Here is a 16,148-nt window from a genome sequence, read left to right on the forward strand (position 1 = left end):
AAAGGCGTGATAGGCAAGAATCCCGACCATATGGACAGAATTTTCAGACGGATAATTTTGTGAGGGAGTTGGCAAAATTGAGTGGGTGAAGAGTACGAGAAACGGTGGAGTTTTGTAGGCCGGGTAAGGCGTCAGCCGCCACCCGGCAAGAATATCGAAAACAGTGTCAACCTAATTTAAGGCAATACGCGTTAGCAAGAACGCAGCGCGTCAACTGCGCTGGTACTCAGGATCATCGTTGATTTTACGCTGACGCTGATTTTATCGATAATGGCCTGACGCGGGCCATCACGCCAGGCCTGACTGCTATAAAAAGCTTCCTGAGATGCTTTTAAATGAGCCAGATCATCATAGACTCGAATCAAATAGTAAGCATCTTTGTCTTCGACTGAGTTGCCAAAAGAGACGATATCCATTCCGGCGGCACGGTGGCAGGGCGCGCTTTGCTCCAGCATAATTCGGTGAAAATCCTCCCCGGATCCGGGTTTGAGGGTGTACAGCAAAAACTCAACTGCTTTCATCCTGAAAGTTTCCTTATTATTAGAAATCACGTTAGTAATACAGCACAGCGCTACTCTCTGGACAACCCCTGCTTTCTTCTTCTCACGGACTCTGGCCTGGAGAACAGGCTGTTAGTTTTTACTATTTAATGTTATGTTATAACATAAATTAAAAATCATTATAAAATATGTGACTATTCACCTTTCTTTTTAAATGATAATGATTATCATCTTTTCTGAGTGGTGAAAGATGAAAAAATTGAGTGTTTCAGCAATCCACGCTGAAGAGAGGAGCCTGCTAATGGAGGAGAGTTTGACAACGTGTTGTACGGCTATTGACTCAGTACTCAGCGTCAATATTGCATCATTACCGCGTCCCGGAGGCGGGGAACTCCTCTCCAGCGTCCATTTTGCAGCCAAAAAGGGTGAGTGTCTGGCGGTCATTGGGCCAAACGGCAGCGGTAAAACCTCGCTGCTGCGGGCGATCGATCGAGAACTGACCACGCTGAATGGCGACATCCTGCTGTTCGGACGCCCCATAAGCGAACTGTCGCGACAGCAGCGCGCTAAGCAGATTGCAGTGCTCGCGCAGAATGATACCCCCGATATGAGGCTGGCTCTTGAGGATTACGTCGCTCTCGGGCGCATTCCCCACGCCCGCGATATGTCACACCGTGAACATGAAACCATCGTGACCCGGGCCATTATCGATACCGGATTGCAGAGGTTCCGAAAGCGTTCGCTGTCTGCGCTTTCCGGCGGAGAAAGGCAACGAGCGGCGCTGGCTCGGGTGTTGGCTCAGTCACCCGCGTTGGTGTTGCTGGATGAGCCAACTAACCATCTGGATCCTCCAGGCCGGGTGGAACTGCTTTCGTTGGTAAAAAGCAAAGGGATCACGGTGGTGGCGGTGCTGCATGATTTATCGCTGGTTGAGTCTTTTGCCGATCGCGTTTTGCTTTTGTCGCAAGGGCGTGCGGTGGCCTGGGATATACCGGAGCGGGTACTTGTCTCTGAACAGCTTTATCCCGTTTTCGGCTTGACCTGTTTTACTGTACCGCACCCTGATACGGGTAAGGCTCTGCGTATTTTTGAGGTTCCAGGCTATGCCTGATGAATATATGAGGATCGTAATGAATAAGTGGCTTGTTGGTATTATTGCTATTATGTCGGTTACTGCGGTGCACGCTGCTGATTATCCGGTCACCATTGAGAGTTGCGGAACGCCAGTGACATTCACGCAAGCGCCAAAGAGGGCGGTGATCCATGATCTTAATATGTCTGAAATGGCTTTCGCACTCGGTTTACAGGACCGCATTGTTGGGCTAACCGGTATTAGCGGTTGGTATAAAATGACGCCGGAATTTAAAAAGGCGATGGGATCAATTCCCGAACTGGCCCCTAAATACCCTTCACTGGAAACGTTGCTGGCGGTGAATCCCGATTTCTTTTTCGCGGGCTGGAATTACGGTATGAAAGTGGGCGGCGAAGTGACGCCAACCGTCCTTGATAAATATGGCATTAAGACTTTCGTATTAAGTGAAAGCTGCGTTTTTACTTCTGGCGATAAACGCAAAGCGAGCATGGATTTGCTGTATAACGATGAGCTGACGCTGGGTAAGATTTTCGGCAAGCAGAAAGAAGCGCAGGTGTTAGTCGACGGCTGGAAAAAAACGCTGAGTACGTTGCCAAAATCGCCGCAGGGCGCGCAACCGTTGAAAGTGTTTGTTTATGATTCGGGAGAGGATAAACCCTTTACCAGCGGTCGCTACGCTATGCCAACGGCGATTATTGAAGCGGCCGGAGGTAAAAACGTGATGGACGGGCTGGATATTAGCTGGGGGACGACCTCGTGGGAGAGCGTTGCGACGGCGGAACCGGACTTTATTATTCTCCTGGATTATCAGACCGGCAGCGGGGCGGATATGCTTCGTCATTTCCTGGAAAATCACCCGTTAATGAAGATGACACCTGCGGTGAAGCATCAGCGTTATCTGAAGTTGCAATACGCTGAGTTGACCCCGGGGCCGGCCAATATTAAAGCGGTAGAGAAGCTGGCGCACGCGATGTACCCGACGGCGAACCAATGACCTTTTCTGCATACCGTTACCATTGGGCAATATGGGGTGCGCTGGTTGTTTTAGCTGGGTTAATGCTGCTCAGCGTTGCCAAAGGCAGCGTACCGTTATCGCTGATTCAGGTTCTGGGCGCATTAGGGCTCATGGACGTTCCAGTCTCTGAGATGGTCAGGCGCATTGTGATTGATCTACGCGTCCCGAGAACGCTGCTCGCCGTACTCACGGGAGCTGTTCTGGCGATGGTGGGGGGACTGCTGCAAACCACCACCCGCAACGATCTGGCCGATCCTTTTTTATTCGGTCTTTCCTCCGGCGCATCGGCGGGGGCGGTACTGGTGATCACCCGATTTGGCGAGCGGCTTGGCGCACTCACGCTACCGGTATCGGCGTTTGTCGGCGGGATCTGTTCCGCCGTGGCGGTGATGCTGCTGTTTCATTTTAAAAAACAGCGCGGTGCTGAATATCTGGTTATCTGCGGGCTGGCTATTTCCTTTTTATTTGGTGCGCTGACCAGCTATCTGATCTTCTCCGGCGATCAGCGGGCCGCCAGTTCGGTGCTGTTCTGGTCGCTGGGAGGGCTGGGGCTAGCGCGTTGGGATAATCTACCTTATGCCATATTTAGTCTGCTGTTTCTCGGCGCTTTTGTCCTGCTACGTTGGCGTTCGCTGGATGGTTTGCTGGCCGGTGAACAGACCGCGCAATCATTAGGCATTAACGTCAGCCGCCTGCGGATGGAGGTTTTCTTCTGCTGCGCGCTGGCTACCTCTTTGCTGGTGGCGTTAACCGGAGTGATTGGTTTTATCGGGTTGATGGTGCCGCATATGTGCCGCTATTTTTCCGGCGTTAAGCATCGGCTTTTGCTCCCTCTATGCGGCTTGTGGGGCGCAGTACTTTTATGCGGTGGCGATATTGTCAGCAGGACGCTGCTGGCCCCGCAGGAGCTGCCAATTGGCATTATCACTGCGGGAATCGGCGGCCTGTTTATTATTATGTTATTGGCCAGAAACAGAACCTAGTGTCATCACAAAAGTAAGCAGAGGCATTCCTCATGCCTGATGACTTCGCTAAAATGTGAACTTACACTTTCTAAACGAATGGCAAACAAACGTTTAGAAGGTGTATCAACGTTTCACACTCTCTGACGCAGAATATTCATAAACCCGGATTTATATGTTGATAAATCGACTCTAAGCGATTTAATTTGTTAGTTATTGCTTATTTTTAGAATATCCATCTGCTTTATCGCGCACGCCAGGGAGGTGATGAGAAAAATCCTAAAATCACAAAAGCAATAGCCACTACATACGGGTGTTAAGAATTCAAATAACTTCAGCCAGTGATGGATTTTTCTTAAAATTGACCGTCTGGACAATAAAGAATAAATAACTTTATAATTCACCCTCTTCACTCATGGGTATATGCCCATGGATGTGCTATGCGCACATCTATAAAGGATTATTGAACTTTCGTGAGGGAAAGGGATGTTAACTATTTTCAGCCCCAACTATTTTTTCAAAAAAGCCATACAACTGAAAATAAATGATATCAAGCCATTCAGGGACGCAAATCTGGTTGATTTGTGTTTAACTAAGTACACATCTCACACCAACGCGCAGTTCCATTTTCTTATCAATAGCTTTGAAATGAAAAAGAATTTTGTCTGCTTCAGAGTCGAAGATAACATTGTCTGTTTGATAAATAAAAAACGCACAGCACATATCGCCAGCATAATTTCCAGAGTGACCGATGGTATTCCTGTCGGGGAGGACGTTAACTTAACGGAGAGAGAGTTTCAGTATATTTTTATTATGAAGTTTAATTTACTGGCAAAAGATTACCCCGATCTACTTGGCGTTTCGCCAAAAGTTTATAGCAACTATAAAAGAAAATTAATCGAAAAGTTTGGCTTTAACTCATTTCATTCGCTCTTAGCATTATCTCATTATTTACATGCCTCCTCGATGATCGATAAATTTATGCCCTGAAGGCGCTGGCCCATTGATTCTGCGATGCTGCTGGAATAGTGAACATCAAAGTGTTGCACAACGGACCTGGCTTCCGTAAATTCATGGATATGAACCTTGTCCGTATATGGAAAATATCATGGATGTGACCGCACTGAAGAAAACCACCCTGACCGAACAGATTATGGAACAGATAGCCTCGCAGATCACCTCTGGAAAGCTGAAGCCCGGGCAGCGTTTGCCGAATGAACGGGCGATGGGTGAGATGTTCAATGTCACGCGCAGCCGGGTGCGCGAAGCGCTGCGCGCACTGTCGCTGATTGGGCTTATCGAGATAAAACCAGGCGATGGCAGCTATGTTTGTGAGAACAAACCACAACTGCCTGAAGAGACGATGACCTGGATCTTCCATAAGGAGATTCACAACCTCGATGAAATTTATGCGGCGAGGAAGCTTATAGAAGAAGAGGTTTACCTCACCGCTATTACTGCAGTGACTCACGATGACCATATCCGTTTTCAGGCGATAATTGACCAGATGGCGGAGCTGATTTCGCAGGATGGTCAGCCGGAGGCCTATCACCAGTTGCTTGATGAGTACGATCTGCTGATGGGACGCCTGTGCGGCAACCAGATTTATGACAAGTTAATGCAGACTATCGTGATGCTGCGTAAGGATTTTTCGCGCAAATTACTGAATGCCGACGGTGCCATGGCGCACAGCTTTAAGCTGCGACTGAATATTCATGAAGCCTTTGTTCTGCGGGATAAGGTTCAGTTGCGTAAAAATCTGAAGTCGTTCTATCAGTCTTCGCGCAAATTCTACGATCGCATTGCGGATAATAAAGATAATTAATATGGCCAAAGTTAAATCTGCTGAAAGATCGTTTCGTCTTCTGGAGTTGATTGCCAGCCACCGCGAGGGACTGAGTTTCACTGACCTGCAAACCAGTCTCGACATCCCCAGAAGCTCCGCCCACAGCCTGATTCAGGAATTTCTTGATAACGACTACCTGTTGTATATGCCGGATACACGGCTATATCACGCGGGTCTGGCGCTGATAAAAATCGCCGCTAACTGCATTGAGAGCACCGACCTGGTTCGCGATCTGCGGCTGCTAACCGCCTTTTTGAGTAAGCGTCTGGGCAAAACCAGCCACGCGGCGATTCTCGATGGTAAGCAGGTGGTCTATCTGGCAAAAGCGCTGGCTCAGGACGATCTCTCATTGATGCGGCATATTGGCAACCATCTCCCGGCGCACTGTACCGCCGTTGGCAAAGTGCTCCTTAGCCAATATCGTGATGAAGAGCTTGTGCAGTTGTATGGCGACGCGCCGCTGGAAAAAATGACGGTGGACTCAATAAGTTCGTTACCGGTGTTGCTGGCAGAACTGCGCCAGGTACGCGAGCAGGGTTACGCGATTGAGCAACGGGAGGCCAATGAACGCGCGGCCTGCGTTGCGCTACCTATTTACTCCTCAAATGGCAAAATGGTGGCGGCTTTTAGCGTGACGTTTCTTGCTTACGAATGGGAATCACTGGTGCTGGAGGACATTCTGCCAGTGATGAAAGAGTGCCGGATACTGGCGCAGTAGTCGCTGTATCCCCCCGGGTCTCGGCCGTCTTCAGCCGTCTGCGAGCCCGTAGCCCGGGCAAGGCGCTTGCGCCGCCCCCGGGAGAAAGGCCGCAGAGTGTTGCAGAATTTCCCCGGAGGCGATGCTGCGCATCTGTCCGGGCTACCCGTCTTCAGCCGTCTGCGATCCCGTAGCCCGGGCAAGGCGCTTGCGCCGCCCCCGGGAGAAAGGCCGCAGAGTGTTGCAGAATTTCCCCGGAGGCGATGCTGCGCATCTGTCCGGGCTACCAGCCTTCAGCCGTCTGCGATCTTGTAGCCCGGGCAAGGCGCTTGCGCCGCCCCCGGGAGGAAGGCCGCAGGGGAGCAGAATTTCCCGGAGGCGATGCTGTTTGTGGCATGATCATCCCGGATTATGCGCGCCAAGCGGTGGTGCGCCCACGGTGCTGGTGAAGATCTCGCCGTCGATTTTTATCGGACAGCGGGTGGTTTGCAGGGTTTTTCCGCTCTGCAAACGCACTTCCTGTAGCATCTTCAGCGACTGAAAACCTTCGCTGGCAATGAGCTGCTCCCAGTCCATCACTCGCGCGCACCAGATATCCTCCGCTTCCAGAATACTCAACCACTCCTCGCTCTTTTTGTGCCGCAAATGTTCGAGCAAAATTTGCTTGATCTCATCTCGCCGGGTAAACCACTGCTGCGGCTCGTTAAATTCCAGCAGCGCGGTGCAGCCCAGCAAATTTCCCAGCCGGGGGATGGGGGCCATCGCCAGCGCAATAAAACCATCGGCGGTGGGATAAATACCGTAGGGCGCGGAAATATAGGCATTGGCGTTATTGACCGCGCTTCTCGTTGGCGGCTGTCGTCCATCGTTCAGCCAGGTGGTGAGAACTTCAAACTGCAGATCGAGAATAGCGTCCAGCAGGCTCACCTGGACCAGGCATCCCGTGCCGGTTCTCGCCCGCTGTACCAGAGCGGCCATCAGACCCTGAACCAGATATTCCCCGGCGAAAATATCGCAGACGGACAGCCCAAAAGGGAGCGGCGGCTGATCCCGGTTGCCGTTGAGCCAGCACAGACCTGAGAGCGCCTGCACCAGCAAATCCTGACCGGGACGCGAAACCCAAGGGCCGCTGTCACCGTAGCCGGAAATTTCACCGTATATCAGACCGGGATTGATCTCCCGCAGCGACGCATAGTCCAGGCCGAGCCGCGTTGATACGCCCGGACGGTAATTAAAGATGACCACATCTGCCTGCTCGAGAAGCGGGCGCAGCCTGCTTTTCTGCGCTAAGTCTTTTAGATTCACGGTGACGCTTTTTTTATTGCGGTTAATCGCGTGGAATAACGAGCTGTCGCCATCAACTTGCAGTTCGGAAATGTAGAGCTTGCGGCAGATGTCGCCGCCATCGGGGTTCTCGATTTTGATTACGTTGGCCCCAAGGTCGGCAAGCCGAAGCGCAGCCGACGGGCCGGAAAGGAACTGGCTGAAATCCAGTACATTAATACCTGACAGTGGTTTCATTTCTCTGCCTCCCGTAAATGAAAATCGGCCTGAATTTGTGCGCTACTTGCGCCTAACGCTGGAGCCGGGCGGGAAGAGGAGGCGCGTGCGCCATTAAAGCGCAGCGGGGATTTCAGCATCGCGATCGTGTTGCCGTCCTCAAGTTTGACATGCTGGATCATATCCAGCGCCTGGAATCCCTCGCTTGCCGTCAGCGTTTGCCAGTCGCAAACTTCAGCGCACCAGTAACCCGCTTCCTCAAGTCGGGTGACCCAAAATGCGGCGCTATCTGTCGCCAGAATCCCGGCAATCACCTGCTTGATCTCATCCCGACGGCTGAACCATTCGTCCGGTTTGTGATATTCGGCGAGTGCTGGAGCGCCCAAGATTTCGCCCAACTCAACCACTGAGCCCATAGCGAGCGCGATATAGCCCTGTTGCGTAGGATAAATACCGTAAGGCGCGGCGAGATAAGCATGGGCGTTATTTTCCAAGCTACGACAAGGCGGTTGATGTCCGTCGTTGAGCCAGGTGGTCAGTACTTCAAACTGCATGCTGAGCAGCGACTCCATCAGGCTGACCTCAACACGTCCTCCAGGCTGAGTTTTCCCCCGACGAATCAGGCAGGCAAGGATCCCCTCGACCAGATGTGCACCGGCAAGTGAATCGGCGACCGAGAGCGCAAACGGCGTCGGCGGCTGGTCCTGATTGCCGTTGAGCCAGGTGAGCCCCGACATGGCCTGCACCAGCAGATCCTGACCGGGTTTTTTAACCCACGGCCCCTCGGTCCCGTATCCGGTCACGGATGCATAGACTAGACGAGGGTTGAGCGCCTTCACCTGTTCATAGCCAAGACCGATTTTGTCCATCACGCCGGGGCGAAAATTTTCGATAAGAACATCGGCCTGCGCGATCATCTGCTTTACCGCAGCCAGCTCCTGGGGCTCTTTCAGATTTGCTGTGTAGCTCTCTTTACCGCGATTAATAGTATGAAAAAGCAGGCTGTCATTATTAATCCACTGATTATTAAGGCTCAGGTTTCTGCTGGCATCCCCACCCTGAGGACGTTCCACTTTGATGACCCTGGCCCCCATATCCGCCAGGCGCAGCGCAGCGGAAGGCCCGGCCAGAAACTGGCTGAAATCCAGTACCACTAAACCTGTTAAAGGAAGCATAGTTACCCCATTAAGCCGCGTGATTTTTGATAAAGCGCGTTCAGGTGGGCAAAGACAGCAGCGCTGTTGCCACCGTGCATCACATACTCCTGAACCACATCACCCGCGTGATCCTGAAAGTTCAAAAAGCCGCTGTAGCGCGGACGCTTTGCTGAGCGATCAAGAGTGGGAAGGGTGTCGATGAAGAAATCCAGACTGCGGCGATTTACCTCTTTATCAAGCCAGGCCCCGCGATGGCCCGGCTGACCGCCGTTATCAAAGAAGAGGGTTTTCTGTACCTCTGCCGAGGCGGTATAGCTGGCATAGGCGAGGGCAGCCTCTTGATGCGGACATTTCGCGGAAATGGCCAGTCCCGTCCCGCCAAGCACGGTTTTCAGCGGCTCGCCGTGCCAGGAGACCACATCGGTCGCCTTCAGCAGGTGGCGAGCATATCCGGCGCGGGAATAATTTGAATAGCCATAGGCGAAGGGGCAGTAGCTCCACTCATCACGGGTCGAAAGCTGTTCGTGAACGGCGATAGGGTCGTAGTCAAAAATCTCTTTTGAACAGTGGCTGGCCAGTTCGCGCAGCGCTTCAAGCGCTTCGATGCCGGTATCGCGGTGGGTAATATTTTCCTCGTCAAACCAGGTGCCGCCGCGGGTGGCGCAGAGCATCAGAAAATCCATCAACAAGTTGATCGGGATCCCGGCGTAAATCACTTTGCCGCTGCGGGCAAGGCTGAGTAAGTCTTGCCAGGTTGCTGGCAGGGCGAACTGCCCTTGTTGCAGATGATCGGGCCGATAGACCGCGACAGGCGTGGCCGCATCAATGGCGAGGGCGCTTTGAAAACCGTTAAATAGATAGCTTTCGTGGGAGCCGCCTACCGAATTGGCCGCCTGATCGTCAAGATACGCTTTTGGTAAATGGTTTTGCAGAGGCAAAAGGATCGCTTTCTCCGCGACAAAGCCCGCCCACGGATGGTCAATAACCAGCAGGTCGTAATGCCGCGCCAGTTCATCCAAATCGCCATCGGCGAAGGCCTGCAATGAACGTTTTTCCCATAAAATTTCGATGTCGGGATGCAGTTCGCTAAACCGCTGTGCGGTTGCGACAACGGATGTGAATCCGCGGCTATGACCCCAGGTAATGCCCCTCAACGTCACCATAACAACTCCTTTTTGCAATGAACTTCACATAAAATTGGTACTACCGCACTACCATTGAGTCACAGCTACTGATACTTTTGTAGTCAGATTGGGTGAATTTGTGATCAGCATTGAAAAATAATAATTGAAGTTTTATTTCGATTGACCATTAAAAAAACGAGAGTTAGTTTTCGATTAGTTTTTATTTGTGGTCATTAATTCACATATATGAACAAAACAATGAGGATAATCCTTGAGTAAATAATCTAATTAACAGGAGATGCTCTATGCTAGCGGGATTTTTTGTATTGATGATCGCTTGTATGTTCCAGGGAAGCTTTGGGCTGGGGATGAAAAATTACCGGCCATTTTCCTGGGAAGCCTTTTGGGTGATATTTTCTATTATCGGCATACTGATCATTCCTATTGTCTGGACCTGGATTGAAGTTCCAGGATTTTTAAAATACATCCTGATGACGCCCGGTTGGATTTTAGCTATCGCCGCCGCCTGCGGTTTTCTTTGGGGTATTAGTGCCATCTGGTATGGTAAAGGCATTGATAATATTGGCATGTCGTTAACCGTCGGGATTAATACCGGGGTAGGGTGCTCACTCGGTTCGCTAATTCCGTTATTTATCCTTAACAAAATACCACCTGCTAACTCAATGAGCTGGCTGCTGGCCGGAATGGCGGTGATGCTAATTGGCGTAGGGGTTATCACCAAAGCCGGTATTCTCAAAGATAAAGAGTCAAAGCAGGATGCTTCGCGGGTCAAAAACGATAAATTTGTCAGCGGGCTATTGATGGCGCTGGCCTCGGGATTTGGTACCGCGGCGATGAACGTCGGCTATACCTACGCCAGTCGGGCCAGCGCGTTGGCAGTGGAAGATGGTATCAATCCGGTGAGCGCTAGCCTGATTGCTTACGTCATCGTTTTTGCCTCCGGCGGCTTCATATCCAATATCGGCTATGCGCTGTGGGTATTGAGAAAAAACAACACGTTCAGCGACTTCGCCCGCCCAGGTTCTTCCTTTGCATGGTTTAAAGCATTACTGACCGGGGGGATCTGGTTTGCCGCATTAGGGTTATATGCCAAGTCCACGGCGCTGCTGGGCGAGCTGGGGCCGGTCATTGGTTGGATAGCGTTCCTCTCCGGGGCGCTGATTATTTCCAACGCCTGGGGACTCAAAACAGGTGAGTGGCAAGGTTATGAAAAACCAAAAAAAGTTATGCTGCTGGGTAACGTTATTCTGGTTCTATCCGTCGTTATTGTTGGATATGCCAACGGATTAGCATAAAGAAGAGGATAAAGAGATGACAACACAACTGAACATGCCGCAAAACAGTAAACCTATCGTCATTATTGGTGCTGGCGGTATTGTCACTGACTCACATTTACCCGCGTATCGCAAAGCCGGATTCCGGGTTCTTGGTCTGTATGACCGGGATTATCAGAAAGCACAAAGCGTGGCTTCGCAGTGGGATATTCCTCATACCTGCCAGACGATTGAGGAGTTGGTATCGCTGGCGAGATCCGAAGACTGCGTATTTGATATCGCCGTACCGGCCTCAGAAATTTTGCCGATTTTACAGAAACTCCCTTCGCAGGTTGGCGTATTGATTCAAAAGCCGATGGGCGAATCCATTGAACAGGCGAAAGCCATTCTTGATTGTTGCCATGAGAAAAATATTACCGCTGGCATTAATTTCCAGCTACGTCGCGCCCCCTTTATGATCGCCGCGAAGAAAATGATTGATGAAGGTCTGCTTGGCGATATTCATGACGTTGAAATGCGAGTTATTTGTCAAACGCCGTGGAATCTTTGGAAGTTTCTTTTTGAGAAAGAACGGATGGAGGTTAATTACCACAGCATACATTATATCGACGCGATTCGTTTCTTCCTTGGCGACCCCCAGTCCGTTTATTGTAAAACTATGAAGCATCCTAAAATGATGGAGCTGGCGCAAACTCGCTCATCGATTATTATGGACTATGGCGATGTTATTCGTGCCAATATTCATACTAACCATGGTCATGATTACTCTCCGGATAAACAGGAATGTTTCTTCAAAATAGAAGGCACTAAAGGGGCTATTAAAATCCAGATTGGGGTTATTTTAAATTATCCGCAGGGTGCTGACGATAAATTTGAATTCATCCTTGATGATGGCAAAGGGTGGCGAACGTTAGCAATTGAAGGGACCTGGTTCCCGGATGCCTTTATTGGTCCGATGGCGGGGCTACAGTGCAAACTTGAGGATCCAAATTATATCTGGCTTAACGACATCAATGACGCCTGGAAAACCATGTGCGTGGTGGAAGCCTGCTACCAGTCAACCGCTAGCGGTGCGACAGCGGTGAAATACTGATTACTACGGGAGGTTTGGCATGTTGCACATTACCGATACGCATCTTCATCTATGGGATCTGTTGCGCTTTCGTCTGCCGTGGCTTAGTGCGGTTCCGGCGTTGAATCATGATGTTAGCTGGCAGGATTATCGCGCGCGGGTTGACCAGGAAAAGTGGTGTATCGACCGGGCGCTGTACGTCGAGGTTGACGTCGCGCCAGAGCAGCGAGATGAGGAAAGCCTATTTCTGCACGAACTCTGTGAAGATCCGGCGAATTTTGTCGAGGGCGGCATTATCTCCCTCGACCTGCAACAGCCAGATGCGGTCTCACGCTGGCTTGACGCCGGTAAGTACCATACGGCGATCAAAGGCGTGCGTCATGTTTTGCATGTTGCCAGCCAGCTGCCTGGCGCCTGCCTGACCTCTGATTTTCTCAATAATGTTAATGCGCTGGGTAAAGCAGGGCTCTGCTTTGAGGTCTGCCTGCGCAATGAAGATCTGGCGGATGCGGTGGGGCTGGCGGAACGGACGTCAACGACCCTGGTGCTAAATCATATGGGCAATGTTGATAGCGTCCGGTTGATGGAGGAGGCGACCTACGCGGCGAACTGGCGACAACGTTTGCAGGCGCTGGCGCAGCAGCCACACGTCTGGTGCAAAGTCTCTGGGGTCAATATTCCCGTTGATGGCGATATCAGTCTGGTACGTCCAGCCGTTGAGCAGTGTCTGGAGATCTTTTCCGCCGACAGGATCGTCTTTGCCAGCAATTTCCCGGTCTGCTTACTGAATACCGGACTGATCCCGTGGGTCGATACGCTAATGCGCATTACCGAGGGGCAGGGCCGCGTCTGGCAAGAAAACTTTTTTAGCCACAATGCACACGAACTCTATCGGTTGAGGGAAGCATGACGCGCAGGCGTCTTTGACCGATATCTTTTAGAACATCAGGAGTGACACATGAGTACGAAATTTAGCGGCATTATTCCCCCGGTCCCTACGTTGTTTGATGAGCACGAGCTGCTGGATCGTCCGGCTATGTCGCGACTGATTGACCATCTGCTTGCCAGCGATGTGGATGGACTCTTTTTTCTCGGCAGCGCGGGCGAATTCGCCCATATGTCAGATAGCCTGCGCCTGGAGGTGATGCAGTTTTGCATTGAGTACGTTGCGGGACGTAAGCCGGTACTGATTGGCATCTCACACTCGGGAACTCAGGCAACCCTCGAATTTGGCCGCAAAGCGCTGGAGGCTGGTACCGACGGCGTGGTAGTGATCAACCCATGGTACAACCCGTTGGGCGATGAATATCTGTTCGAGCATTTCCGCTATATCGCCGAACAGTTGCCGGTACCAATCGTGTTGTATAACTTCCCGGCGCTGACCGGCCAGTCGATCCCTGTTTCCTGTATCCAGCGTCTGGCGCTGGAATGCCCGAATATCGTGGGTCTGAAGGATACCGTTGATACCTTAAATCATATTCGCGAAGTGATTCATGCGGTGAAACCGCTGCGCCCGGATTTTGCTGTGTTCTCCGGATATGATGAATATCTGTTTGGCACCCTGATTTTAGGCGGCGACGGCGCGATCCCCGCCAGCGCGAACTTTGCCCCGGAGCTGACCTGCGGCATTTATCATCACTGGCGTAACGGGGAGCTGAGCGAAGCGGTCGCGTTGCAGCAGCGGTTGTCCTGGATCCCACCGCTCTACGGCCTGGATGTGCCTTTTTATAACGTCATTAAATACGCATTACAGCTTATCGGCCTTGATGTGCCGGTGAATTCGTTGCGCCCGACCGGACCATTAAGCGAAGAGCGGAAAATTAAAGTTCGTGAGGTGCTGAAGCAAAGCGCCATTATCTAATCAATTTACGAGGGATAATATGAAAACTATTCAACGCTTCGGCGGTGTTATTCAGGTTAAACCTGAAAAATATGCTTATTATGCGCAACTGCATGCTAATCCCTGGCCTGAAGTGAATGCCATGATTAAAGCCTGTAACATTTCAAACTACTCTATTTATTTTAAAGATGGCTGGCTGTTCAGCTATTACGAATATCACGGCGATGATTATCAAAAAGATATGGCGAAGATGGCCGCAGACCCGGTAACACAGCGTTGGTGGGAAGAGTGCATTCCGTGCCTGACTCCCCTGGAAACCAGAAAGGAAGGGGAGCTGTGGGCATCAATGGAAGAGGTTTATCACCTGGAGTAACCGCCTGAAGAGGTATGAATTATGTTTATTGATAAATATTTCGAAGATTTTTCCCTGTCTGAATGTCGGACAACAACGGGGCGCACCATCACCGAAAGCGATATTGTTATTCACGCCGGGCAGACCGGCGACTTTTATCCCCATCATATGGATGCCGAGTGGTGTAAAACTCAGCCTTTTGGCCAGCGTATTGCCCACGGTACTTTAACCTTTGCCGTCGCCGTAGGCATGACGGCTGGCGTTATTAATTCCAAAGCGATGACCTATGGCTATGAAAAATTGCGTTTTCCGCATCCGGTTTTTATTGGCGATACCATTCGGGTCAATATTTCTATTAGCGAAATGAAAGATCACCCGCGTAATGAGAAATACGGCTTTGTGACGGAAAAGCTGGAGGCCGTGAATCAGCGCAACGAGTGCGTCATGGCGACACAGCATGTGCTGCTGGTTGAAAAACGGAATATTGGCGAATAAAAGTACGCGCCTGTCCGGACCTACGACTACCGTATAACATGTTGATATTGTGGTGTTGTAGGCCGGATAAGGCGTTAGCCGTTATCCGGCAGAAAGACCTACCCAATGCGTGTTGGTTATTTATTTAATAACATGACCGATCATTTGAATAAAACGCAACTGCTTACCCGTCTCTTCATCTCCCCAGGTCATATCGGCTGCGGCAAACACATTTTCGCACTTCTGCCACTCCAGCCACGCCTGGCGACCGGAGGTCATGTGGCGACACTGGCTGATAGTCAAATATTGGCTTTTAGACCACACAGAGCGCCAGCGGTCGGTGGTCAGGAGATTCACGCCGCTATCAATAAGATAACGCATTTCAGGGAGTGCTTCAGCGTTTTGAGTACGCAACCCCGGGATAATGACGGCCACCATGCCGCCATTTTTGATATACGGCGCGATGCATTGATCAAAAAAAGAGCGATCGGTGCCGAAGTAGTGCCAGGCGTTAATACTGACAACCGCATCAAAAGCGTCGCGAGCGAAGATCCCGAGCCCTGGGGAGGCGCTGATGTCGAGATTAATTGGCGTAATTTTGTTCTCCATGCCAGCGGACGCGAAGCGGCGGGCATTATCATCAGCGTTAACCCACAAATCCGCTGCCACAACTTCGACGCCAAATTCGGTTGCCAGATACATTGATGACAGCCCCGTACCACAGCCCAGATCGAGAATACGCATGCCTGGCCAAAGTTCCAGGGAACGGCTGAGTTCCTCTACCAGTCTCAGCACATTCGGCCCCATCATATTCTGATTAAGATAATCTCTCGGGCAATTTTCTGGACTAAATTTATTCATTACTAAAGCCATCCCTTAAAAATACTGTAGCCGACGTCCCTTTCACAGAAATACTAAACAAACCTTAAACAGTGGTGGTATAATATTTTGAAGTTTTGTAAAAAAGCCAAAATAAAACAGGTAATAAAATCAGACGAAATCAAATCAGGATAGAAAACTCCGAATATACCGTTTGAAAGCCAATGTGGCGAATTGACTCTTTTATATTTAGGATTTTTCAAGGTCAAAGTTTAAATTGTAACTTATTGATTTAACTTCAATTTAACAAAATTTAATGTTTAATTTATCTTATCATTAGAATTTCCTTATGTGAATATCTGTATTTTAGTTGAACATTCTACTTTTGCAGGTTGAAAGGAT

At 50.5% G+C, this 16,148-nt stretch carries 17 protein-coding genes; 12 read left to right on the forward strand and 5 right to left on the reverse strand.

The genetic code is table 11. From position 1 onward, the window contains the following. Positions 1 to 191: 191 nt before the first annotated feature. On the reverse strand, positions 192 to 521 hold the full coding sequence (locus HV127_RS21250; protein WP_182238550.1) for an NIPSNAP family protein: 330 nt from the start codon (positions 519 to 521) through the stop codon (positions 192 to 194). Between the two features lie 292 nt (positions 522 to 813). Between HV127_RS21250 and HV127_RS21255 the strand changes: the two genes are divergently transcribed. From HV127_RS21255 to HV127_RS31810, 6 genes are all read left to right on the forward strand, one after another. Beyond that, a complete protein-coding gene (locus tag HV127_RS21255; protein ID WP_228727483.1) occupies positions 814 to 1,611 on the forward strand; it encodes an ABC transporter ATP-binding protein in 798 nt (265 codons plus the stop codon). A gap of 19 nt (positions 1,612 to 1,630) precedes the next feature. Further along, positions 1,631 to 2,587, forward strand: coding sequence for an ABC transporter substrate-binding protein (locus HV127_RS21260; RefSeq protein ID WP_182238554.1), 957 nt, complete (start codon positions 1,631 to 1,633; stop codon positions 2,585 to 2,587). Next, positions 2,584 to 3,591: an iron ABC transporter permease gene (locus tag HV127_RS21265; protein WP_182238556.1), complete on the forward strand. Its 1,008-nt coding sequence runs from the start codon at positions 2,584 to 2,586 to the stop codon at positions 3,589 to 3,591. Before HV127_RS21260 ends, HV127_RS21265 begins: the two co-directional genes overlap by 4 nt. A gap of 465 nt (positions 3,592 to 4,056) precedes the next feature. Next, positions 4,057 to 4,560, forward strand: a complete 504-nt coding sequence (locus HV127_RS21270) for a hypothetical protein (protein ID WP_181486277.1) — start codon at positions 4,057 to 4,059, stop codon at positions 4,558 to 4,560. Positions 4,561 to 4,678: 118 nt separating this feature from the next. Then, complete coding sequence (locus HV127_RS21275; RefSeq protein ID WP_182238558.1) at positions 4,679 to 5,395, forward strand: GntR family transcriptional regulator; 717 nt, start codon at positions 4,679 to 4,681, stop codon at positions 5,393 to 5,395. Between the two features lies 1 nt (position 5,396). Continuing rightward, positions 5,397 to 6,134, forward strand: a complete 738-nt coding sequence (locus tag HV127_RS31810; protein ID WP_110274678.1) for an IclR family transcriptional regulator — start codon at positions 5,397 to 5,399, stop codon at positions 6,132 to 6,134. Between the two features lie 378 nt (positions 6,135 to 6,512). Here HV127_RS31810 and HV127_RS21295 read toward each other — a convergent pair whose 3' ends face one another. From HV127_RS21295 to HV127_RS21305, 3 genes are read right to left on the reverse strand one after another with little or no spacing between them, the layout of a single operon-like run. Beyond that, positions 6,513 to 7,634 (reverse strand): CaiB/BaiF CoA-transferase family protein, encoded by a 1,122-nt coding sequence (locus HV127_RS21295; RefSeq protein ID WP_182238561.1) that lies wholly within the window; start codon positions 7,632 to 7,634, stop codon positions 6,513 to 6,515. Beyond that, on the reverse strand, positions 7,631 to 8,788 hold the full coding sequence (locus HV127_RS21300) for a CaiB/BaiF CoA-transferase family protein (protein WP_182238563.1): 1,158 nt from the start codon (positions 8,786 to 8,788) through the stop codon (positions 7,631 to 7,633). Before HV127_RS21300 ends, HV127_RS21295 begins: the two co-directional genes overlap by 4 nt. Before the next feature lie 2 nt (positions 8,789 to 8,790). After that, entirely contained in the window at positions 8,791 to 9,933 is a 1,143-nt protein-coding gene (locus HV127_RS21305; protein ID WP_181486273.1) for an extracellular solute-binding protein, read from the reverse strand. A 266-nt stretch (positions 9,934 to 10,199) separates the two neighbouring features. Between HV127_RS21305 and HV127_RS21310 the strand changes: the two genes are divergently transcribed. Genes HV127_RS21310 through HV127_RS21335 form a run of 6 tightly spaced genes read left to right on the forward strand, consistent with a single transcriptional unit; the run spans position 10,200 to position 14,948 of the window. Next, positions 10,200 to 11,210, forward strand: a complete 1,011-nt coding sequence (locus HV127_RS21310) for an L-rhamnose/proton symporter RhaT (RefSeq protein WP_110274674.1) — start codon at positions 10,200 to 10,202, stop codon at positions 11,208 to 11,210. Between the two features lie 16 nt (positions 11,211 to 11,226). Further along, positions 11,227 to 12,282, forward strand: coding sequence for a Gfo/Idh/MocA family oxidoreductase (locus HV127_RS21315; RefSeq protein ID WP_182238565.1), 1,056 nt, complete (start codon positions 11,227 to 11,229; stop codon positions 12,280 to 12,282). 19 nt (positions 12,283 to 12,301) lie between these two features. Continuing rightward, positions 12,302 to 13,171 (forward strand): amidohydrolase family protein, encoded by an 870-nt coding sequence (locus tag HV127_RS21320; protein WP_182238567.1) that lies wholly within the window; start codon positions 12,302 to 12,304, stop codon positions 13,169 to 13,171. A gap of 48 nt (positions 13,172 to 13,219) precedes the next feature. Beyond that, on the forward strand, positions 13,220 to 14,122 hold the full coding sequence (locus tag HV127_RS21325) for a dihydrodipicolinate synthase family protein (RefSeq protein ID WP_182238569.1): 903 nt from the start codon (positions 13,220 to 13,222) through the stop codon (positions 14,120 to 14,122). A 19-nt stretch (positions 14,123 to 14,141) separates the two neighbouring features. After that, the gene (locus HV127_RS21330) at positions 14,142 to 14,474 is read left to right on the forward strand and encodes an L-rhamnose mutarotase (protein WP_220471427.1); all 333 of its coding nucleotides are present in this window, start codon (positions 14,142 to 14,144) and stop codon (positions 14,472 to 14,474) included. 21 nt (positions 14,475 to 14,495) lie between these two features. Beyond that, positions 14,496 to 14,948, forward strand: a complete 453-nt coding sequence (locus HV127_RS21335; RefSeq protein WP_142513740.1) for a MaoC/PaaZ C-terminal domain-containing protein — start codon at positions 14,496 to 14,498, stop codon at positions 14,946 to 14,948. Positions 14,949 to 15,068: 120 nt separating this feature from the next. Here the strand turns inward: HV127_RS21335 and HV127_RS21340 are convergent, their stop codons facing one another. Beyond that, positions 15,069 to 15,722 (reverse strand): methyltransferase domain-containing protein, encoded by a 654-nt coding sequence (locus HV127_RS21340; protein WP_228727484.1) that lies wholly within the window; start codon positions 15,720 to 15,722, stop codon positions 15,069 to 15,071. Positions 15,723 to 16,148 lie beyond the last annotated feature (426 nt).

Source organism: Klebsiella sp. RHBSTW-00215 (genome assembly GCF_014103785.1).
GTDB lineage: Bacteria > Pseudomonadota > Gammaproteobacteria > Enterobacterales > Enterobacteriaceae > Klebsiella.